The sequence below is a fragment of the Pseudomonas sp. BIC9C genome (assembly GCF_034541995.1).
GTDB classification, from domain to species: domain Bacteria; phylum Pseudomonadota; class Gammaproteobacteria; order Pseudomonadales; family Pseudomonadaceae; genus Aquipseudomonas; species Aquipseudomonas fluorescens_CC.
This window is the reverse complement of sequence record NZ_JAWDGM010000001.1, coordinates 2,171,736-2,191,657: the sequence shown is the minus strand read 5'-3', so window position 1 is coordinate 2,191,657 and position 19,922 is coordinate 2,171,736. Positions and strand designations below refer to the sequence as shown.

Genomic DNA, 19,922 nt, shown 5'->3' with positions numbered 1-19,922 from the left:
CGTGGCCGCGACCTTCATGGCCAAGCCGATGACCGGCGAGCCAGGCAGTGCCATGCACTTGCACCAGAGCATCATCGACATCGAGACCGGCAAGAACATCTTCTCCAACGACGACGGGACCATGAGCCAGTTGTTCCTGCACCACATCGGTGGCTTGCAGAAACACATTCCCGAATTGCTGCCGCTGTTCGCCCCGAACGTGAACTCGTTCCGCCGCTTCCTGCCGGACACTTCGGCGCCGGTGAACGTGGAGTGGGGCGAAGAAAACCGCACGGTGGGCCTGCGGGTACCGGATGCGGGGCCGCAAAACCGTCGGGTGGAAAACCGCCTGCCGGGCGCCGATGCCAACCCTTACCTGGCGATTGCCGCGAGCCTGCTCTGCGGTTACATCGGCATGGTCGAAGGTCTGAACCCGAGTGCGCCGGTGGTGGGGCGCGGCTATGAACGCCGCAACCTGCGCCTGCCGCTAACCATCGAGGACGCGCTGGAACGCATGGAAAACAGTGCGACCATCGAACGTTACCTGGGCAAAAATTTCATCACTGGCTACGTCGCGGTCAAGCGGGCCGAGCATGAAAACTTCAAGCGCGTCATCAGTTCGTGGGAAAGGGAATTCCTGCTCTTTGCCGTCTGATACGCTGGGCGCCGCCGTTGCCTGGCGGCGCTTTCACCTGATTTTTTTAGGAGATTCGTATGACCAGCAACAATCCGCAAACCCGTGAATGGCAAACCTTGAGCAGTGATCACCACCTGGCTCCGTTCAGCGACTTCAAGCAGCTGAAAGAGAAAGGCCCGCGGATCATCACCAACGCCAAGGGCGTTTACCTCTGGGACAGCGAAGGCAACAAGATCCTCGACGGTATGGCCGGCCTGTGGTGTGTCGCGATTGGTTATGGTCGCGATGAACTGGCCGATGCCGCCAGCAAACAGATGCGCGAACTGCCTTACTACAACCTGTTCTTCCAGACGGCACACCCGCCGGTACTGGAGCTGGCCAAGGCCATCGCCGACATCGCGCCGCAAGGCATGAACCATGTGTTCTTCACCGGTTCCGGCTCTGAAGGCAACGACACCATGCTGCGTATGGTTCGTCACTACTGGGCGATCAAGGGCCAGCCGAACAAGAAAGTCATCATCAGCCGCAAGAACGGCTATCACGGTTCCACCGTGGCCGGCGCGAGCCTGGGTGGCATGACGTACATGCACGAACAGGGCGACTTGCCGATCCCGGGCATCGTCCACATTGCCCAGCCGTACTGGTTCGGCGAAGGCGGCGACATGACCCCGGAAGAATTCGGTGTGTGGGCGGCCAACCAGCTGGAAGAAAAGATTCTTGAAGTCGGCGTCGACAACGTCGGTGCCTTTATTGCCGAGCCGATCCAGGGCGCCGGCGGCGTGATCATTCCGCCAGAGACTTACTGGCCGCGCATCAAGGAAATCCTCGCCAAGTACGACATCCTGTTCGTGGCTGACGAAGTGATTTGCGGTTTCGGCCGTACCGGCGAGTGGTTCGGTACCGATTTCTACGGCCTCAAGCCCGACATGATGACCATCGCCAAGGGCCTGACCTCGGGCTATATCCCGATGGGTGGCCTGATTGTGCGTGACGAAGTGGTGGACGTGCTCAATGAGGGCGGCGACTTCAACCACGGTTTCACCTACTCCGGGCACCCGGTGGCGGCGGCTGTGGGGCTGGAAAACATCCGCATCCTGCGCGACGAAAAGATTGTCGAGCGCGTGAAGTCCGAAACGGCACCGTATTTGCAAAAGCGTCTGCGGGAACTGAACGATCACCCGCTGGTGGGTGAAGTTCGTGGGGTAGGGCTGTTGGGGGCCATCGAGCTGGTCCAGGACAAGGCCACTCGCAAGCGTTACGAGGGCAAGGGCGTCGGCATGATCTGCCGTCAGTTCTGCTTCGACAATGGCCTGATCATGCGCGCAGTCGGCGACACCATGATCATCGCTCCGCCACTGGTGATCACGCCGGCGGAAATCGATGAGCTGGTGACCAAGGCTCGCAAGTGCCTTGACCTGACCCTGAGTGCATTGCAGGGCTAAGTGCTAGGCTCAGAGCGAGGGAGCTGCGGCGTTCTCGCTCAAAGCTGTCACAAAGGCCGGTCTTTTCTTGAAAGACCGCCTCGGATCTTGCCAGACTAGCCGCAGTTCCAGTTGCCCGGGTTCGGCCGCTGAACAAAGTGGTTCAAAAAAGAAAAATTTGGAGCATGACGCATGAAGGCATTAGGTAAAAAGCTTGCTGGCAAGACACTTCTCGCCCTGTCCGTCGCGGGCATGATGGCGGGTGCGGTTCAGGCGGACGACAAGGTGTTGCACGTCTACAACTGGTCCGACTACATCGCTCCGGACACCATCGCGAACTTCGAGAAAGAGTCAGGGATCAAGGTCGTTTACGACGTATTCGACAGCAACGAGACCCTGGAAGCCAAACTGCTGGCGGGCAAGTCCGGCTACGACGTGGTCGTGCCGTCGAACAACTTCCTGGCCAAGCAGATCAAGGCCGGCGTATATCAGGAGCTGGACCAGTCCAAGCTGCCTAACTGGAAAAACCTGAACCAGGATCTGCTCAAGGCCGTTTCGGTCAGTGACCCTGGCAACAAGCATGCCTTCCCGTACATGTGGGGCTCGATCGGCATCGGTTACAACCCGGAGAAGGTCAAGGCTGCGTTGGGCGTCGACACCATCGACTCCTGGGACGTGCTGCTCAAGCCGGAAAACATCGCCAAGCTCAAGGGTTGCGGTGTGAGCTTCCTCGATTCGCCGACCGAAATGCTCCCGGTCGCGCTGCACTATCTGGGCCTGCCAACCGACAGCCAGAAGAAAGAAGACATCAAGAAAGCCGAGGACCTGTTCCTCAAGATTCGTCCTTCGATCACCTACTTCCACTCCTCCAAGTACATCTCGGACCTGGCCAACGGCAACATCTGCGTAGCGGTTGGCTACTCGGGTGACGTTCAGCAGGCCAAGTCCCGTGCCGCAGAGGCGGGTGACAAGGTCAAAGTCAGCTACGCCATTCCGAAAGAAGGCGCTGGCAGCTTCTTCGACATGGTCGCGATTCCCAAGGATGCCGAGAACGTTCAGGGCGCCTACAAGTTCATGACCTTCCTGCAGAAGCCTGAAGTCATGGCCGGTATCACCAACGCCGTACGCTTCCCGAACGGTAACGCCGCTGCAACAGCTCTGGTAGAAAAAGACATCACCAGCGATCCAGGCATCTACCCGCCAGCCGATGTGCAGGCCAAGTTGTATGCCATCGCCGACCTGCCAGCGGCAACCCAGCGTGAAATGACCCGCAGCTGGACCAAGATCAAATCCGGTAAATAAGCCGGTTTGATGCAACAGCCTGTTGTCACCACCGGCGCGGTGGCGGCAACAGGTTGAATTAAATGACAAAAGTTTTGCTGGAACGGTTTTTCGAGGGTAAGTTGCGCGCCGGTTTTGTTGCTGGGCAACCACGGTTGTCATGTAACGCGGGGCAACTTGGGCCCAACTAATTTTAGAGGACCTCCACTTGCCTATTTTTTCTTTGTTGCGCAATGCCGTGCTGGTCGGCGCCGGGCTGACGTTTGCTGTCAGTGCCCAGGCGGCCGGTAGCGTGCATATTTATAACTGGTCCGACTACATCGGTCAGACCACCCTGGCGGACTTCCAGAAAGAGACCGGGATCAAACCGGTCTACGACGTCTTCGACTCCAACGAAACCCTGGAAGGCAAGTTGCTGGCCGGGCATACCGGGTATGACGTGGTCGTGCCGTCGAATCACTTCCTCGGGAAGCAGATCAAGGCCGGTGCTTTCCAGAAGCTCGACAAGTCGCAGTTGCCGAATTACTCGAACCTCGACCCGGTACTGCTCAAGCGCCTGGAGCAGAACGATCCGGGCAACCTGTACGCCGTGCCGTACCTGTGGGGCACCAACGGTATCGGCTACAACGTCGACAAGATCAAGGCTGTGCTGGGCGTCGACAAGATTGATTCCTGGAGCGTGCTGTTCGAGCCCGAGAACATCAAGAAGCTGCACAAATGCGGCGTGGCGTTCCTCGATTCCGCTGATGAAATGATGCCGACGGTCCTTAACTACATGGGCCTGAACGCCAACAGCACCAACGAGGAAGACTACAAGAAGGCGACCGCCAAGTTGCTGGCCGTGCGGCCCTACGTCACCTACTTCAACTCGTCCAAGTACATCACCGACCTGGCTAACGGCGATATCTGCGTGGCGGTCGGGTTCTCCGGCGACATCTTCCAGGCGCGCAACCGTGCCCAGGAAGCCAAGAAAGGCATCAACATCGCCTACGCCATTCCGAAAGAAGGCGGCGCGCTCTGGTTTGACATGCTGGCGATTCCGAAGGATTCGGCCAACCCCAAGGAGGCCCACGCCTTCATCAACTATTTGCTGAAGCCTGAGGTGATTGCCCAGGTCAGTGATTACGTCGGCTATGCCAACCCTAACCCGGGTTCGGACAAACTGATGGAACAGTCCATTCGCACCGACGAAGCGGTTTACCCACCGCAAGAGGTGCTCGACAAGACCTACGTGTCCGTCGAGTTACCACCAAAGATTCAACGTTTGATGACCCGCAGCTGGACCACGGTCAAGTCGGGTAAATAGTTTCAAGGCTCAAACTATCCAAGGTTGGCTCACCTTGAGCGAACTGCACTCTTTTTTTTCGGGAGTTTCGTAAATGGCAGTTGCCTCCGGCGCCTATAAGAAAGCCCTCGAGGGCGACCAGCAACCTAAACAGGTGCTGGTCAAAATCGACCGGGTCACGAAGAAGTTCGACGAGACGATTGCCGTGGACGATGTGTCCCTGGAAATCAAGAAAGGCGAAATTTTCGCCCTGCTCGGCGGTTCGGGATCGGGCAAGTCCACTTTGCTGCGCATGCTCGCAGGTTTCGAACGGCCCACGGAGGGGCGCATTTTCCTCGATGGCGAAGACATCACTGACATGCCGCCCTACGAGCGGCCGATCAACATGATGTTCCAGTCCTACGCCTTGTTCCCGCACATGACCGTGGCGCAGAACATCGCCTTCGGCCTCAAGCAGGACAAACTGCCTGCCGCCGAAGTCGATGCGCGGGTGGCCGACATGCTCAAGCTGGTACAGATGAGCCAGTACGCCAAGCGCAAGCCGCATCAGCTGTCCGGCGGCCAGCGTCAGCGTGTGGCCTTGGCTCGTTCGCTGGCCAAGCGGCCGAAGCTGTTGCTGCTCGACGAACCGATGGGTGCACTGGACAAGAAACTGCGTTCGCAGATGCAACTGGAGCTGGTGGAGATCATCGAGCGCGTCGGCGTAACCTGCGTCATGGTGACCCACGACCAGGAAGAGGCCATGACCATGGCCGAGCGCATCGCGATCATGCACCTGGGCTGGATCGCCCAGATCGGCAGCCCGATCGACATCTACGAAACCCCGACCAGCCGCCTGGTCTGCGAATTCATCGGTAACGTCAACATCTTCGACGGTGAAGTGATCGACGATGCCGAGGGCCACGCGATCATCACCTGCAAGGACCTCGACCGGAAGATCTATGTGGGCCACGGCATCAGCACCTCGGTGCAAGACAAATCCGTGACCTACGCGATCCGCCCGGAAAAACTGCTCGTGACCCCGACCATGCCGACCTGCGAATACAACTGGTCCAGTGGCAAGGTGCACGATATTGCCTACCTCGGCGGTCACTCGGTGTTCTACGTCGAATTGCCGAGCGGCAAGATCGTCCAGTCCTTCGTCGCCAACGCCGAGCGCCGTGGCCAGCGGCCGACTTGGGGTGATCAGGTTTACGTGTATTGGGAAGACGACAGCGGCGTGGTACTTCGCTCATGAACATGCGCAAACTCAAACGCCGTCTCAGTCGAATAATTCCCGGTGGCCGTCAGATGGTCATCGGCATTCCATTCATCTGGCTGTTCCTGTTCTTCATGTTGCCGTTCTTCATCGTTCTGAAGATCAGCTTCGCCGAAGCAGACGTGGCCATTCCGCCGTATACCGAAATCTACAGCTACGCCGAGCAGAAGCTGCAGTTGCTGCTGAACCTGGGCAACTACGCAATGCTGGGCGGTGACGAGCTGTACATCGCCGCTTACCTCGGCTCGTTGAAGATGGCGCTTTTCAGCACCATCCTCTGCCTGTTGATCGGCTACCCGATGGCCTACGGCATCTCCGTTGCCCGCAAGGAAGTGCAGACGGTGCTGGTGCTGTTGATCATGATGCCGACCTGGACCGCGATCCTGATCCGCGTTTATGCATGGATGGGCATCCTCAGCAACAACGGCCTGCTCAACGGTTTCCTGATGAGCATGGGCTGGATCGACGAACCGCTGCAGATCCTCAACACCAACCTGGCGGTCTACATCGGCGTGGTTTATTCCTACCTGCCGTTCATGATCCTGCCGCTGTATGCCAACCTGGTGAAACACGACCATAGCCTGCTGGAAGCCGCGTCGGACCTGGGTTCGAGCACCTTCAACAGCTTCTGGAAAATCACCGTGCCGCTGTCGAAAAACGGCATCATCGCCGGCTGCATGCTGGTGTTCATCCCGGTGGTGGGCGAGTTCGTGATCCCGGAACTGCTCGGCGGTCCGGAAACCCTGATGATCGGTAAAGTGCTCTGGCAAGAGTTCTTCAACAACCGTGACTGGCCGGTGGCGTCCGCCCTGGCGGTGGTGATGCTGGCGATCCTGATTGTGCCGATCATCCTGTTCAACCGCAGTCAGGCCAAGGAAATGGAGGGTAAAGAATGAAGCGCTTCCGTTTCTCCAGCCTGATGCTGGTACTGGGTCTGTTGTTCATCTACCTGCCGATGCTGATCCTGGTGATCTACTCGTTCAACGCCTCGAAACTGGTAACGGTGTGGGGTGGCTGGTCGATCAAGTGGTACGTCGGCCTGCTCGACAACACCCAACTGATGGGCTCGGTGGTGCGCTCGCTGGAAATCGCCTGCTACACCGCCGTCGCGGCGGTGGCCCTGGGTACATTGGCAGCGTTCGTGTTGACGCGCGTCACGCGCTTCAAGGGTCGTACCCTGTTCGGTGGCCTGGTCACCGCGCCGCTGGTGATGCCTGAAGTGATCACGGGTCTGTCGCTGTTGCTGCTGTTCGTGGCCATGGCGCAGTTGATCGGCTGGCCGCAGGAACGCGGCATCGTCACCATCTGGATCGCCCACACCACGTTTTGTGCGGCCTACGTGGCGGTGGTTGTCTCCGCCCGCCTTCGCGAGCTGGACCTGTCCATCGAAGAAGCGGCCATGGACCTGGGTGCGAAGCCGTTCAAGGTGTTTTTCCTGATCACCATTCCGATGATCGCGCCGTCACTGGCGGCCGGCGGCATGATGTCGTTCGCCCTGTCGCTGGACGACCTGGTGCTGGCGAGCTTCGTGTCCGGCCCGGGTTCCACGACCCTGCCGATGGAAGTGTTCTCGGCGGTGCGTCTGGGGGTCAAACCCGAGATCAACGCCGTGGCCAGCCTGATTCTGCTGGCGGTGTCGATCGTGACCTTCATGGTCTGGTTCTTCAGCCGTCGTGCCGAAGAAAGCCGCAAGCGTGCGATCCAGCAAGCGATCGAAGAAGCGGCAGCCGATTCGTGGAAGCAACCGGACGTGCGTCGCGCGCAGGCACCGGAAGCGGCTTGAGCCTGAAGTCGGGCTGGCCACAGCTCTGTGGCCAACCCAAAACCAATGTGGGAGCGGGCTTGCTCGCGAAGGGGGGAGTATCAGTCGACTTCATGGTCGCCTGACACACCGTATTCGCGAGCAAGCCCGTTCCCACAGGTTCTTTGGCGGTCAGGAGATCCAGGGTGATTGGCGGATGACTTCGACGAAGTTCATCGGCTTGAACCCCGGCTCCTGATCCACCAGCACATCGGTCTTCACATTACCGAACGTGGTCTGCGGACGATGGCGCAAACCGTCGGCAAACGCGCAGATGATGCATTCCTTGAATCCCTCGCCCCGTGGATGCGCATGCACCACTGCTTCGCGCTGCACGGTGGAGAACGCCGCGTAGTCCATGCCCAGCACGTCCATCTCGACCCCCGCCGTTACCAGCGCCACGGTGGGCCGCAAGTGCCGGGGCACGCCCGGTGTGGTGTGCAGGGCAATCGATAGCCAGACCTGTTCGATATCGTCATCGCTCAGCCCGTAAGGCTTGAGGAACGCCGCTGCGGCGTTGGCCCCATCGACTTCGAAGCGCTGGTTGTCACTGCGATGACCTTCCACCAGGCCCAGGTCATGGAACATTGCCCCGACGTACAGCAACTCCGGGTTGTAGGCCAGTTGCTTGCGCTCACCGCTCAGTGCGCCGAACAGGAATACCCGGCGCGAGTGGTGGTAGAGCAAGTCCGATTCGATGTCGCGGATGTATTCGGTGGTGGCCCTGGCCAATGCGCTGTCGGGGATCTTGATGCCGGCGATGGTGGTGCTCATGGAGTTTTCCTCGTCGTGAACGCGCTGGTGGCGCTGAGGGTTTCAGTGTGTTCCGGCCCCCGAAGCCGGACAATCGATCCATGGCTGCGATCCCGGCCAATGAGCGTGCATATCGCGCCACCCTCGCTTGTTGGGCGGGGATTGGATAGGGTGCACGCAGTTCCTGTAGGAGCGAGCTTGCTCGCGATGGACGTCAACGATGACGGGGGCTGCCTGGATGAACGCGGTGCTCTTGCGTACATCGCGAGCGAGCTCGCTCCTACAAGGGGGACGGTGCAATCAGATCCATAGGAGGCGATTCACGTCATGAGTAAAGCCGTCGCCATCGTGGTGTTCGCCGGCGTCCAGTCGCTGGACGTCACCGGTCCCATGGATGTGTTTGCCGAGGCCAATCGTTTCCTCGCGCCCAAGGATCACTATCGGCTGGAGGTGATCGGCGTGGAGCGCGGGGTGATGGCGTGTTCCAACGGTCTGGCGCTGAACGCCCATCGGCATTTCAGCGATGCGTTACAGGCCTATGACCTGCTGCTGGTGGCCGGCGGTCCACAGTTACCGTTCATGGATTTCGGTGCCGCGTTCGATGTCTGGTTGCGCGATGCCTGTGCGCGGGCCAGGCGCTTTGGCTCGATCTGCAATGGGGCGTTCATGCTCGCCCGGGCGGGGTTGCTGGAGGGGCGCACGGTCACCACGCATTGGCAGGACGCATCGGATCTGGCGGCGCTGTGCCCTTCGTCCCGGGTTGAAGCGGATCGCCTTTACGTAGAGGACGGGGAGCTGTTCACCTCGGCCGGGGTCACGGCGGGGATTGATCTGTCTTTGTACCTGCTGGGGCGGGATCACGGGTCGGAAGTGGCGCTGAATGTCGCCAAGCGGCTGGTGGTGTTCACCCAGCGTTCGGGCGGGCAATCACAGTTCAGCCCGTTCCTCACGCCTCACGCCGAACCGGACTCGGCAGTGGCGATGGTCCAGCATTACGTGTTGGCCAACCTGACCGGTGACTTGACCATTGCTGATCTGGCCAACGCCGCCAACATGAGCGCGCGCAATTTTTCCCGGGTATTTGCCAGGGAAGCGAAAATCACTCCGGCCGAGTTCGTCGAACGTGCGCGGGTCGATGCGGCGCGGGTGATGCTCGAAAGCACTCGTGCGCCGCTCAAGACCGTGGCCTATCAATGCGGTTTTCGCGATGCCCAGCACATGCGCAGTGTGTTCAATCGCAGGCTGGGGGTGACGCCTCAGCAGTTCCGGCTGAACTTTGCGGCGATGGTTTGAACTGACATTTTTGTTGCCTGTGAGGGCCTCTTCGCGAGCAAGCCCGCTCCCACAGGGGAATGCATTTCAACTGTGGGAGATTCTATGGTTGAGGGAAGCCCTCAACCGACTTTTGGCTGGTATTCGCTTTGCCCCTTGAGCAAGGCGAATACGACCCGAGCAAGTTTGCGAGCCAGTATCACCAGTGCCTGAGTGGTGCTGAACCCTCGAGCTCTTTGTGCCGCGTAAAAATCTTTCCAGGCTGGTGTACGACTGGCCGACATGGCTGCGTTGTGCAGAAGTCGGCGAGCTTCCGGATCACCTCGTTTGGTCAAGCTTCGGCGACCGTCTTTTTGTCCTGACTTCGCCACCCGCAAATCCATTCCCAGAAAGGCGATGAAGGCATCTGCGTTTCTGAAATCGCCTCGCTGGAATGCTGCGATCAAGCGGGCTCCGGTCAAAAATCCGATGCCTTCAACTTTCAGACAGCGCTTCAACTGACCGAGCAAACCGGCTTCTTTCAGATAATCCTTAATCGTCTTTTCGACCAGCGCCTCAAGCTGTTGCATGGATTTCACTTGCTCGGCGAAAGCGGTCTTCAACAGCGGTTCATTCGCCCAGCTTTGCACCAGGCCCACTCGTGCCTGAACCAGAGCCGCCCGGCGGCGAAAAAGGCTCAAGAGCTGACGGTACAGCGGTGATGGCGGGGTCCAGGGATGAAGATCGTCACCTTCGTTCTTCAGGTAGCGAGCGAGCAGCCTGGCATCCAGCGCGTCGGTTTTGGCGCGGACATTCACCCCTTTGCGGTAATGGCTCAGCTCATAGCCACCCACCATGTAAATCACGCAGCCGGCCTCGTAGGCCAGATCGGCGAACTCCAGGTGATAGATATTGGTCGACTCAATGGCGATGGCCACTGTCCTCGGCAAGTCCTTCAGCCACTGCTTGATGGCTGCCTTGTTGTTGGGAATCGTTTCAAGCAGGTCAAGTTCGGCGTGATAAATCACCAGTTCATTCTTGGCGACATCCACGCCTGCGATCGGCTTTGAGACAGAAACCGGCATTGCCATTAAATTTCCTCCGGGATATGGTTTTGAGCACTTGAAGGGCTCACCCAGAGGCGCAGGCTTGTTCCTATCGTCGGTCTAGCCAGATGCATTCTTTATCGGCGCTTGGGTGAAAGGAGGAGGGGCGAAATCTCCCACGGATCTGTACTGCGTCAACAGTCAGAATCGGGCTTTGTCCCTCCTCCTCCCTTCAAGTCCTACCATACAAGCGGGCTTGCTCGCGAAGGGGCCGGCCCGCCCGGCGAAGATTTACTGCGCAGCCCGCGCCGGAAGCAGCTTCAAGGTACTGCGAGTATTGGCCGAGACCTCTTCATCATTGAGATGTGCCTGGAAGTAAACCCCTTCGATATAGGCTTCGGCCTGATCGTCGAAGTGACGGTCGAACAGTACACCGCTCTGGCCAACCGGGTTGACGGTCAGGCTGTGGGCCGGGTCGGCGAAGTCGATCAGGCGTCGGGTCGAGGGGCCGTAGGTGACGGGCCAGGGTGCCGGTCCGATTTTCGCCGAGAGGTTGTTCGGCACTTCATGACTGCCGGGTGCGGCGAAGGGACCGACATTGAAGAACAGGTCCAGCGGCTTTTGCTGCCCCAGCGGATGGCCATGGGTCAACGTGTGCGCGCTGCCCCACTGCCATTGCGAGGCGTCGGCGCCGAGGGTGCTCTTGAGGTGCGCGAGGCTGGCTTGCCAGGCAGCCTTCACCGTATCGGCACGGGTTTCCTTGCCGAGGGTGCTGCGGTTGTCCCACCACGGTGAATCGGCAGTGGCGGCCAGGCGGGGGAGCGCAGCGTCGATCACCCGGGTCGAGAGCAGCGTTTCGAAGAAGTCGTTACCCAGCTCATCGCGCATCGTCGCGTCAGCCAGGTTGAACAGGAACTGGTTGAACAGCGTGGCGCTGCTCGAGTCGAGCGGGTAATCGCCTTTCCACTGGGCCAGTTGCTCCACCAGTTTGAGTTCGGCGGGATCCTTCACCACTTCGCGCAACACAGGCAACAGCGGTGCCAGCAGGCGCGGGCCGTAGGCGGTGGTGGTGCCCAGTTGCAGCTTCTGGCTGTTTTCCAGATTCCACTTCATGGCTTTGTCGCTGAGCTGGCGATTGAGCTGCTGGCCGCGATCGGCAAGGTTGTAATAACCGGGAATCTCCATGCCGGTCGGTGATACCGGCTGAAAGTTGGCCGAGACAATGTAGCCCCGCGCCGGGTTTTCTTCCTGGGGGTTGGCGCTGAATGGGTAGAAGCCATCCTTGTCCGCCTCGGCGGTGCTGCCGTCGAGGATGAACCACGGGCGTACACCCGCCGGGCGTTTAGGCAATTGCGCCGCCGCCCACCAGCCGATGTCACCCTTGGCATTGGCCCAGACAACGTTCAGGCCCGGGGCCTGGATTTTTGCCGCGGCACCGCGAGCCTTGGCCAGGGTGTCGGCGCGATTGAGCTGGTAGAAGCCCTCCAGGATCGGGTTCTGGCTTTCGAGAAAAGCCCACCACATGGCAATCGGTGTTTTGCCGACGGCGCTGCCCAAGGCATCGTTGACGATCGGGCCGTGAGGCGACTGGCGCAGCACCAGAGTGACCGGGGCCTGACCCTTGACCGCGATCTGCTGCTCGCTGGTCGTCATGTCCACCCAATTGCCGCGATACCAGACCTGGTTGGGGTTGTCCGGATTGACCTTCTCGGCAATCAGATCGAGATCGTCGTTCTGGAACATGGTGATGCTCCAGCCGAAATCGTGGTTCATGCCCAGGGAGGCGAACGGCATCAAAGCCTGATAGTGGCCGTAGAGTTGGAAGCCCGGTGCCGAGAGGTGTGCTTCGTACCACACCGACGGCGCGGAAAAACGGATATGCGGATCACCCGCCAGCAGCGGCTTGCCGCTTTGGGTCTGGCTGCCCGCGACAACCCAGGCGTTGCTGCCCTCGAACTGTGGCAGGCCGTTGTCAGCCAAGGCCTGTTCGCTCAGGCGGGCGAGGGCGTTGAGGTCTTTCCAGTCGGCGCTGGCCAAGGCGGGCGCGGGCCCGTTGAGCACGCCTTTTGGCTGCCAGTCGAGATCGAAGATGTTCAGGTATTCGGGCCCCAGTTGATCGCGTACGAATGTCAGCAGGGGTTCGGTACGAAAGGCCGCGGCAAAGCTGTAGGCCATGTACCCGGCAATACTGATGGTGTCCTGGGCGGTGAATGGGCGCTTGGGAATACCCAGCACATCGAATTCCACGGGTTTGGCGTGGCTGTCCTGATACTGGTTGATGCCGTCCAGATAGGCTTGCATGGCGATGAAGGAGGGCGATTGTTTGTCGAGATTCGCCAGATAGGTTTCGGCACGCTCGCGAATGCGCAGGCTGCGCATCAGTTTGTCGGTGTCGAGCAGTTTCGGCCCGAGCACTTCAGCCAGTTCGCCACGGGCCAGGCGACGCAGGACCTCCATCTGGAACAGGCGGTCCTGGGCATGCACGTAGCCGAGGGCGCGGTACAGGTCGATTTCGTTGTCGGCGCGGATGTGCGGGACGCCACGCTCGTCGTAGCGCACGGTGACGGAGCCTTGCAGGTGTTGCAGTTCCACCATGCCCTGGCGTGACGGCTGCTTGCTGTAGAGGTACCCGCTGGCCCCGGCGGCCAGCACGACGATCAACAGAGCGAGAGCGGTCAGGCTGCGTTTCATGGCGACTCCTTGTTTTTATTGTGATTCCAGGGGCCACTGTGTAACACGGCGCGCCGATTTGGCGCATCGCCCGTAGGAGGGATTCGTTTTACCGCGTCTTTCCCTGCTTCGCTGGATCGACAGGCCACGGGCAGTAACAACCCACGGCCAGTGTGTGCGTGGCACTCACTGCACGGCCTTCGTCCAGCGCTTGCAGGATGGGCTCGATAAAGCTGTTGCTGGAGTTGCAGGTCAGGCCTTCACTGTACGGGCCGAAGTACGCCAGTTTGCCGCTGCGATCCCAGATCGCCACGGCCGGGCTGGCGGGGATCTGCTCGGAGCCGGGCAGGATGTCGATGGTCTTGAGGCTGCTCAAGGTGCTTGGCAACTGGCCATGGCTACCGGGTTTTTGCACGGCATAGAACTCAACGCCATGGGGTGCATAGCGCTCGACCAGTTCGGCCAGGTGCTGTTGATTGCCGACATTGCACGGGCAGGCCGGGTCCCAGAAATGCACCAGGCGGATGGCGCCGGGACCGGCGAGGGATTCGGGAAGGCGCAGCGGATCACCGGAAAACATCGCCGTGTGCTCGCTGAACGCCCGCAGGTAACGCCCCTGGAACCAGTCGTAGGCCGCCCACAACACGCCGGCACACACCACGGCGAGCAGGCTGGCAAACAGGGTGGTGCGAAAGGGCGGGCGCATCGGTTCAGTCCTCGAAGGCCGGCTAGCTTGCCATGCTTGCCGCGACAGAAGAATATCGCAGGCCTATAAAGTCCGTTTCACGCTCTGGAATCGTCCATGCCGGCTACTTTCGACCCCGATCTTCTACGTGCAGGCTTGCTGCCGCTGGCGGCCGGGCAGCCGTTGTCGGCGCAAGCGCAGGCTTACCAGCAGTTCTACGGGCTGGATTTTGCGTCGCGTCAGGTGCGCAGCGGTCTTGGGCGATTCGATGTCGATGGTTATGAACTGGTCAGCCAGTTCTGGTGGCCCGAGCAGGCGAAGGCGACGCTGTTTGTCATCCACGGTTTCTACGATCACACCGGGCTCTACCGGCATGTGATCGAGTGGGCGCTGGACCAGGGCTTTGCGGTGATTGCCTGCGATTTGCCGGGGCATGGCTTGTCCAGTGGTGAGCGGGCGAGCATCAAGGATTTCGCCGAGTATCAGGACGCGTTGCAAGGGCTGTTCCGCGAGGCGCAATCCCTCGACTTGCCGCAACCGTGGCACCTGTGCGGGCAGAGTACCGGCGGGGCGATCGTGATCGATCATGTGTTGAATGCGGGGGCGAACAGCCCGGCCCAGGGCCAGGTGATTCTGCTGTCGCCGTTGGTGCGGCCGCGGGCGTGGGGTTGGTCGCAGCTGAGTTACTACTTGCTCAAGCCTTTCGTCAAAGCCATTGCCCGGCGTTTCAGCGAGAACTCCAACGACCCGGCCTTTCTGCCGTTCCTGCAGGCCGATCCGTTGCAGCCGCTGCGCTTGCCGACAGCCTGGGTGGGCGCGTTGGCACGCTGGATCAAACGCATCGAGGCCGCCCCCATGAGTACCCGCCGGCCGCTGATCGTGCAGGGGCAGGCCGATATGACGGTGGATTGGGAGCACAACCTGGAAGTGTTGCGGGGCAAGTTTGATCGGCCGCAGGTGCTGATGCTGCCCGAGGCACGGCATCATCTGGCGAATGAAACGTTGGTGATGCGGCAGGAGTATTTCGGGTTTTTGACCCGGCGGATCAAGGGCCGAAATTCTTAGTGACTGTTCCGGCCCCATCGCGGGCAAGCCCGCTCCCACAGGTTTTGCGGTGATCACAAAATTCTGGGTTGACTCAAAACACTGTGGGAGCGAGCTTGCTCGCGATAGCGATCTGTCAGGTGCCGAAAATCACTGGGTCAGGTTCGAATTGCTCTGCCCCACCGCCAAACCCGCCCGAATCGCCGCCAGCGCAGCTTGATAATAAGCCTGGCCTTCTGCCGATTCGGCAAAGGTCGCGAACTCTTCCAGCTCGTCGTCCGACAGGTCGCGATAGACATACAGCAGTGTGTTGTTGAGATCGCTGCCGATCTGGTCCATCAGGCGCTGGCGCTGGCCGTTGAGCATGCCCTGGGCCTGACCGGCAGCGAGCAACCCCGGGATCATCGAGCTCAAGCTGTCGGCGGCAACACCGGCAATCGCCAGGCTGACTTCGGCGCCGGCCTCGCGAGCGGGCAGGGCTTGTGCCAAATGGCCGATGATCAGCATGCGGCTGTCGCTGGCCTGCATTTTCGGCAGGCCCTTGGCGTTTTTCGCCAGTTGGTCGCGACGGGTCGCCAGCAACTCGGCGGCGATGATTTTCTTGCCCAGGGGTGATTGGAAAAATGTCAGCGCGGGTTTGGGGTCGGCGAGGTTCTTGCGCAATTGCGCTTCGGCGCGCCGGTCCACGGCCTGGGGGGAAAAACGCTGATTGCTGTTACTGACCAGTGCCTGAAACACCGCCGGTGGCAGGCTGCCCTGGTAGCGTTGCTGAGCAGCCGAGAGGGCGTCGTTGAAGTGCGCGCGTTGTTCCGGCCAGCCGGCGACCTTGTACAACTGGTCGTGGCCGTCTGCCCAGGCGGGCAAAACGCAGAACATCAGCAGTGATAAAAGCAAACGGCGCATAGGGACTCCAGTCAGCAGGCGACTATTCTCCGTGCGGCATCCGTACTTGTCGAGAATTCGTATCAACCCGCTGCGCGGCTCTGTCGGATTTTCAGGCACAGGAATACTATGCGCGGCATGCAAATATCCTCTGATCACCCGCTGCTGTTACGAATCGTCGACGACCTGGCCGAGCACGGCTGGTCGCAGCAGAATATTTTCCTGCCTCAGGACCTGACCCGAGCGCTGGCGGCCGAGTGTCGTAAACGTGCTGCCGAGGGTGAGCTGGCTCCTGCCGCGGTGGGCCGCGGGCCCTCATCGGAGATCCGCGAAGGGATTCGTGGCGACCATATCCAGTGGATCGACCCCGGCCAGGCCGAGGCTTGCGACAGCTATCTGAGTTTGATGGACAGCCTGCGCGAGGCGATCAATCGCGGCCTGTTTCTCGGCCTGGAGGATTTCGAAAGCCATTTTGCGATGTACCCACCCGGGGCGTTCTACCTGCAGCACGTCGACCGCTTTCGCGATGACGACCGGCGCATGGTTTCGGCGGTGGTTTACCTTAATGACGGCTGGCTTCCCGAACACGGCGGCCAGTTACGCATGTACCTCGACAATGATCGCGTCCACGATGTGCAACCTATCGGCGGCTGTCTGGTGGTGTTTCTCTCCGGAGAGGTTCCCCACGAAGTCCTGCCCGCGACCCGGGATCGCCTGTCGCTGACCGGCTGGTTCCGCCGGCGCGGCAACGAGCCGTTCTGATCATGCGAAAAATTCTCGTCAGCCGCTGCCTGTTGGGCCACCGCGTGCGTTACGACGGCGGGGCCAGCGGGCCGTTCGATCAGCTTCAGCAGTGGCTTGATGAGGGGCGGGTCGTGCCGTTGTGCCCGGAGGTCGCCGGCGGCTTGCCAACGCCACGACCCGCAGCGGAAATTCCAGGCGGGCAGGGCGCGCAAGTCCTCGATGGCCAGGCGTTGGTGATCACTACCGAAGGCGAGGACGTCAGTACGGCGTTTTTGTCGGGGGCGTATCAGGCTCTGGAGCTGGTGCAAAAGCATGACATCCGCATTGCCGTCCTCAAGGCCAACAGCCCGTCCTGCGGCAATCTGCTGACCTATGACGGGACGTTCAGCGGCGTGAAGGTCAGTGGCGAAGGCGTGACGGCGGCGCTGCTCAAGCGCCATGGCGTTCAAGTCTTCAGCGAGCAGGAACTGATTGAAGCCGCTCAGGCCCTGGCTGCGCAGGATTTACAATCACTGTAAACCCTGTGGGAGCGGGCTTGCCCTCTATGGTGGCTGCACATTCAGCATGTGTGTTGGAGCTGCTGGCCTCATCGCGGGCAAGCCCGCTCCCACAGGTTTAACTCGTAATTCATGGCTTCGGTGCAACCCCCGCATCCGCCCCCAACCACTTCTGCTCCAGTGCTTGCAGTCGCCCATCATCCTTGATCCGCTGCAATGCGTTTTCCAGGCTGGCATGGAACGCCGGATTACCCTTCTGAAACGGAATCGCCAGGTTCACGGCCGGGTTGGTCTTGGGTTTCTCTTCTGTCAGCGACTGCACCAGCAGAATGGAGCGCGGCTCTTCTTTCTGCGCGATCAACTGCGCATGGGTTTGAATGTAAGGCTCGCTGAAATCGAAACGATCCTTTAGATCGGGGGTCTCTGCTATGTGATTGATGGCGATGTCGTATTTGCCGCTTTCAACACCGGTCAACAGATCGTTGGAATCGGTGACGACAAAGTCAGCGCGCACATCCAGTTCGTTGGCCAGCATTTGACCCAGTTCGACTTCGAAGCCCGCAAGATTGCCGTCTTCCTTGAAATTGAAGGGGGGTGTATTGGCTTCAAGGGCAATGCGCAATTCGCCGCGGTCGTTCACGTCGTCAATCAGTTCGGCATGAGCCAAAGGGCTCAAAAGGGGTAGCAGGCAGATCAGGCCAGGCAGAAAGCGCATGGTCACTCCTTTGAATTTTTATCGCGACCCTCTGATTCAGGCTCGCTTTGCTATGGTTGTCGAGTGCCTTCGACAACAAATGGCTCTGAAGTTGTCATGACCACGCGGATTTTACGGAAAAACTGGAGAAGAGAATGAAAACCTTTATGTCACGTGCTGCTTTGGCTGGCCTGTTGATGGGTGTTTCAGTGCTGGCCAGTGCTGCAACGCCAGCTCCGAAAGGCGCCGAAGTGTCCATCGTTTCTCCCAAGGACGGTGCGACGATTCCACAAACAGTCGTCGTCAAGTTCGCGGTCGAGAACATTGCCCTGGCACCGGCGGGCGATACCACCAAGAACACCGGTCATCACCACGTGCTGATCGACGTCGATGAGCTGCCAGCCGCCGGTGCGCCGATCCCCAAGGATGCCAACCACCTGCATTTCGGCGGTGCGCAGACCCAGGCTGAAATAACGCTCACGCCGGGCAAGCACACCCTGCAGCTTGAACTGGGCGATAGCAACCACATGCCGTTCGATCCGCCGATCGTTTCCGAGAAGATCACCGTCAACGTCAAATAACGTTGTTACGTGAATGAAAAAGGGAGCCCGAAGGCTTAATGCCAGTCAGTTAAGCTGACTGGCATTTTTATTTTTGATCGGATACTTCGGGGATTTCAGCCTGATAGCTCGCGGATAAACCCGCTCTTCCCGGCGATGCGGCAGTACATAGTGCGGGGCCGAGGCATGCAATTCGGCGAGGTATTTGGGGATGTTCCCTGAGCGATCCGCAGAAACGCCATTGATAAAACCCAGGATCGCCCAAGTACACGCGGTGAAGCTTAGCTCGCACGGATGGATGCCCGGACAATGGCGGCTCATTTCCACCATCTGATAACGCAACAGGTTGTAGCCCAGCAACACGCCCCACAACTCTTGCTCGATCATCTCGGGCGTCTTGCTACGCAACGTGTAGCTGCTGTTGAGCAGTGTCTGTTTCATTTCCCTGAATCCTAATTCGATTTCCCAGCGATGGCTGTATAGGTCGACGATTTCATCGGATGGGAAACGCAGCGGATCGACCATCGACGTCAAAATCTGACAGACCTTGCCCTTTACGGTCTTGCTTAGGAGCCTTGCGGTTAGGCGCTCTGGCAAGCCTGGCCACTGCTTGCGGGCCTGCGGCGAAGTGCTGAGCGAGACCACCGCATCCTGACGCCCCAAGCGCTGAATCACTTCGTACTGCGCACCTTTACGCAGCGGCATCAGCCAATGCCGCTCAGTGCCGACCTGCTGCCATTGGTGCAGCAACCCCAAGGAGTAGAAACCGCGATCAAACAGCGTCAGCGAGTGATCTGGCGTGGTGTCGATCAGTTGCTCTGCCAGTTTCATTTCGTTACTGCGATAGCCATCAAAAGCACTGCCGATCAGCAAATGGCTGGTCAACTCCATTTGGCAAACCATGCGCACCTGAGGAAAACCGGTATCGCCATGCTGGTTGCTGGCGGAGTCGTAACGCGCACGGTTTTGGGTGTATCGGGCGTTCGCCAGACGACACCGTCGACCCCAGTAAACGCAATCCGGCCCAGGTCGGATGGCCGGCCTTCATGCCAGCTTTTCTGCGTCAGATCGAAGACTTGTCGTACGGCCTCGCTACCCAATCGTTGACGGGCCTGGACTACGGCGCTGGGTGCGACCAGTGGGCGTTGCCCGGGCAGCATGATGTTCATGCGACTGACCACATCCCACGCCGACATGCGCCGGAAAAACGCCATGGAGATGACGCACCAGAGCATCATTTCCAAGGGCAGACGCCGCTTGCGAAGGGTGGCTACGCCGGCCTGTTCCAACGCTTGCTCGACCAGAGAGGGATCAAGCAACGAGTCAATCCCTCAATGGAATTGGGAGTCGAGACGAAGTTGTGGGTTAGTTCCAGTGCCCGAGCCAGACGCATAAAAAAATCCGATGCCTATTCAGGCATCGGATTTTGATTTC

At 59.8% G+C, this 19,922-nt stretch carries 17 protein-coding genes and 2 pseudogenes; 12 read left to right on the top strand and 7 right to left on the bottom strand.

Annotated elements, in window-relative coordinates; all coding sequences use genetic code 11:
- The 7 genes and pseudogenes from RS887_RS10215 to RS887_RS10185 form a co-directional block, all read left to right on the top strand.
- Positions 1-634 (top strand): annotated as a pseudogene (locus RS887_RS10215) (glutamine synthetase); the annotation flags it as partial.
- Between the two features lie 59 nt (positions 635-693).
- Complete coding sequence (locus RS887_RS10210) at positions 694-2,058, top strand: aspartate aminotransferase family protein (RefSeq protein ID WP_008015391.1); 1,365 nt, start codon at positions 694-696, stop codon at positions 2,056-2,058.
- 171 nt (positions 2,059-2,229) lie between these two features.
- Complete coding sequence (locus RS887_RS10205; RefSeq protein ID WP_111282847.1) at positions 2,230-3,339, top strand: polyamine ABC transporter substrate-binding protein; 1,110 nt, start codon at positions 2,230-2,232, stop codon at positions 3,337-3,339.
- A gap of 187 nt (positions 3,340-3,526) precedes the next feature.
- On the top strand, positions 3,527-4,624 hold the full coding sequence (locus RS887_RS10200; RefSeq protein ID WP_322615233.1) for a polyamine ABC transporter substrate-binding protein: 1,098 nt from the start codon (positions 3,527-3,529) through the stop codon (positions 4,622-4,624).
- A gap of 73 nt (positions 4,625-4,697) precedes the next feature.
- Positions 4,698-5,840: an ABC transporter ATP-binding protein gene (locus RS887_RS10195; protein WP_322615232.1), complete on the top strand. Its 1,143-nt coding sequence runs from the start codon at positions 4,698-4,700 to the stop codon at positions 5,838-5,840.
- A 35-nt stretch (positions 5,841-5,875) separates the two neighbouring features.
- Entirely contained in the window at positions 5,876-6,757 is an 882-nt protein-coding gene (locus tag RS887_RS10190; protein WP_323131752.1) for an ABC transporter permease subunit, read from the top strand.
- A complete protein-coding gene (locus RS887_RS10185; protein ID WP_322615230.1) occupies positions 6,754-7,644 on the top strand; it encodes an ABC transporter permease subunit in 891 nt (296 codons plus the stop codon). The genes RS887_RS10190 and RS887_RS10185 overlap by 4 nt, the downstream gene beginning before the upstream one ends.
- 150 nt (positions 7,645-7,794) lie before the next feature.
- On the opposite strand, the gene RS887_RS10180 is transcribed toward RS887_RS10185, so the two are convergent.
- Positions 7,795-8,436, bottom strand: a complete 642-nt coding sequence (locus RS887_RS10180) for an HD domain-containing protein (protein ID WP_322615229.1) — start codon at positions 8,434-8,436, stop codon at positions 7,795-7,797.
- A 306-nt stretch (positions 8,437-8,742) separates the two neighbouring features.
- On the opposite strand from RS887_RS10180, the gene RS887_RS10175 reads away from it, so the two are divergent.
- Positions 8,743-9,708: a GlxA family transcriptional regulator gene (locus RS887_RS10175; RefSeq protein WP_322615228.1), complete on the top strand. Its 966-nt coding sequence runs from the start codon at positions 8,743-8,745 to the stop codon at positions 9,706-9,708.
- Positions 9,709-9,809: 101 nt separating this feature from the next.
- On the opposite strand, the gene RS887_RS10170 is transcribed toward RS887_RS10175, so the two are convergent.
- The 3 genes from RS887_RS10170 to RS887_RS10160 form a co-directional block, all read right to left on the bottom strand.
- The gene (locus RS887_RS10170; protein ID WP_322614560.1) at positions 9,810-10,757 is read right to left on the bottom strand and encodes a transposase; all 948 of its coding nucleotides are present in this window, start codon (positions 10,755-10,757) and stop codon (positions 9,810-9,812) included.
- Positions 10,758-11,003: 246 nt separating this feature from the next.
- Complete coding sequence (locus RS887_RS10165) at positions 11,004-13,403, bottom strand: penicillin acylase family protein (protein ID WP_322615227.1); 2,400 nt, start codon at positions 13,401-13,403, stop codon at positions 11,004-11,006.
- Between the two features lie 88 nt (positions 13,404-13,491).
- Positions 13,492-14,088, bottom strand: coding sequence for a DUF6436 domain-containing protein (locus tag RS887_RS10160; RefSeq protein WP_322615226.1), 597 nt, complete (start codon positions 14,086-14,088; stop codon positions 13,492-13,494).
- A gap of 96 nt (positions 14,089-14,184) precedes the next feature.
- Between RS887_RS10160 and RS887_RS10155 the strand changes: the two genes are divergently transcribed.
- On the top strand, positions 14,185-15,132 hold the full coding sequence (locus RS887_RS10155) for an alpha/beta hydrolase (protein ID WP_322615225.1): 948 nt from the start codon (positions 14,185-14,187) through the stop codon (positions 15,130-15,132).
- 129 nt (positions 15,133-15,261) lie between these two features.
- On the opposite strand, the gene RS887_RS10150 is transcribed toward RS887_RS10155, so the two are convergent.
- Positions 15,262-16,014, bottom strand: coding sequence for a DUF2059 domain-containing protein (locus RS887_RS10150; protein ID WP_322615224.1), 753 nt, complete (start codon positions 16,012-16,014; stop codon positions 15,262-15,264).
- Between the two features lie 108 nt (positions 16,015-16,122).
- Between RS887_RS10150 and RS887_RS10145 the strand changes: the two genes are divergently transcribed.
- On the top strand, positions 16,123-16,755 hold the full coding sequence (locus tag RS887_RS10145) for a 2OG-Fe(II) oxygenase (protein ID WP_322615223.1): 633 nt from the start codon (positions 16,123-16,125) through the stop codon (positions 16,753-16,755).
- A gap of 2 nt (positions 16,756-16,757) precedes the next feature.
- The gene (locus RS887_RS10140; protein ID WP_322615222.1) at positions 16,758-17,255 is read left to right on the top strand and encodes a DUF523 domain-containing protein; all 498 of its coding nucleotides are present in this window, start codon (positions 16,758-16,760) and stop codon (positions 17,253-17,255) included.
- A 109-nt stretch (positions 17,256-17,364) separates the two neighbouring features.
- Here RS887_RS10140 and RS887_RS10135 read toward each other — a convergent pair whose 3' ends face one another.
- Positions 17,365-17,949, bottom strand: coding sequence for a transporter substrate-binding domain-containing protein (locus tag RS887_RS10135; RefSeq protein WP_322615221.1), 585 nt, complete (start codon positions 17,947-17,949; stop codon positions 17,365-17,367).
- A gap of 134 nt (positions 17,950-18,083) precedes the next feature.
- On the opposite strand from RS887_RS10135, the gene RS887_RS10130 reads away from it, so the two are divergent.
- Positions 18,084-18,509, top strand: a complete 426-nt coding sequence (locus tag RS887_RS10130) for a DUF4399 domain-containing protein (RefSeq protein WP_008015365.1) — start codon at positions 18,084-18,086, stop codon at positions 18,507-18,509.
- A gap of 45 nt (positions 18,510-18,554) precedes the next feature.
- Here the strand turns inward: RS887_RS10130 and RS887_RS10125 are convergent.
- Positions 18,555-19,881, bottom strand: a pseudogene (locus tag RS887_RS10125) (IS4 family transposase).
- Positions 19,882-19,922: the final 41 nt, after the last annotated feature.

What these genes read in the sequence shown, in the direction of transcription:
- RS887_RS10180 (WP_322615229.1), bottom strand. Translation starts at nt 8,436, where the DNA reads ATGAGCACCACCATCGCCGGCATCAAGATCCCCGACAGCGCATTGGCC.
- RS887_RS10155 (WP_322615225.1), top strand. Translation starts at nt 14,185, where the DNA reads ATGCCGGCTACTTTCGACCCCGATCTTCTACGTGCAGGCTTGCTGCCG.
- RS887_RS10145 (WP_322615223.1), top strand. Translation starts at nt 16,123, where the DNA reads ATGCGCGGCATGCAAATATCCTCTGATCACCCGCTGCTGTTACGAATC.
- RS887_RS10135 (WP_322615221.1), bottom strand. Translation starts at nt 17,949, where the DNA reads ATGCGCTTTCTGCCTGGCCTGATCTGCCTGCTACCCCTTTTGAGCCCT.
- RS887_RS10165 (WP_322615227.1), bottom strand. Translation starts at nt 13,403, where the DNA reads ATGAAACGCAGCCTGACCGCTCTCGCTCTGTTGATCGTCGTGCTGGCC.
- RS887_RS10170 (WP_322614560.1), bottom strand. Translation starts at nt 10,757, where the DNA reads ATGGCAATGCCGGTTTCTGTCTCAAAGCCGATCGCAGGCGTGGATGTC.
- RS887_RS10185 (WP_322615230.1), top strand. Translation starts at nt 6,754, where the DNA reads ATGAAGCGCTTCCGTTTCTCCAGCCTGATGCTGGTACTGGGTCTGTTG.
- RS887_RS10210 (WP_008015391.1), top strand. Translation starts at nt 694, where the DNA reads ATGACCAGCAACAATCCGCAAACCCGTGAATGGCAAACCTTGAGCAGT.
- RS887_RS10160 (WP_322615226.1), bottom strand. Translation starts at nt 14,088, where the DNA reads ATGCGCCCGCCCTTTCGCACCACCCTGTTTGCCAGCCTGCTCGCCGTG.
- RS887_RS10150 (WP_322615224.1), bottom strand. Translation starts at nt 16,014, where the DNA reads ATGCGCCGTTTGCTTTTATCACTGCTGATGTTCTGCGTTTTGCCCGCC.
- RS887_RS10130 (WP_008015365.1), top strand. Translation starts at nt 18,084, where the DNA reads ATGAAAACCTTTATGTCACGTGCTGCTTTGGCTGGCCTGTTGATGGGT.
- RS887_RS10175 (WP_322615228.1), top strand. Translation starts at nt 8,743, where the DNA reads ATGAGTAAAGCCGTCGCCATCGTGGTGTTCGCCGGCGTCCAGTCGCTG.
- RS887_RS10140 (WP_322615222.1), top strand. Translation starts at nt 16,758, where the DNA reads ATGCGAAAAATTCTCGTCAGCCGCTGCCTGTTGGGCCACCGCGTGCGT.
- RS887_RS10195 (WP_322615232.1), top strand. Translation starts at nt 4,698, where the DNA reads ATGGCAGTTGCCTCCGGCGCCTATAAGAAAGCCCTCGAGGGCGACCAG.
- RS887_RS10205 (WP_111282847.1), top strand. Translation starts at nt 2,230, where the DNA reads ATGAAGGCATTAGGTAAAAAGCTTGCTGGCAAGACACTTCTCGCCCTG.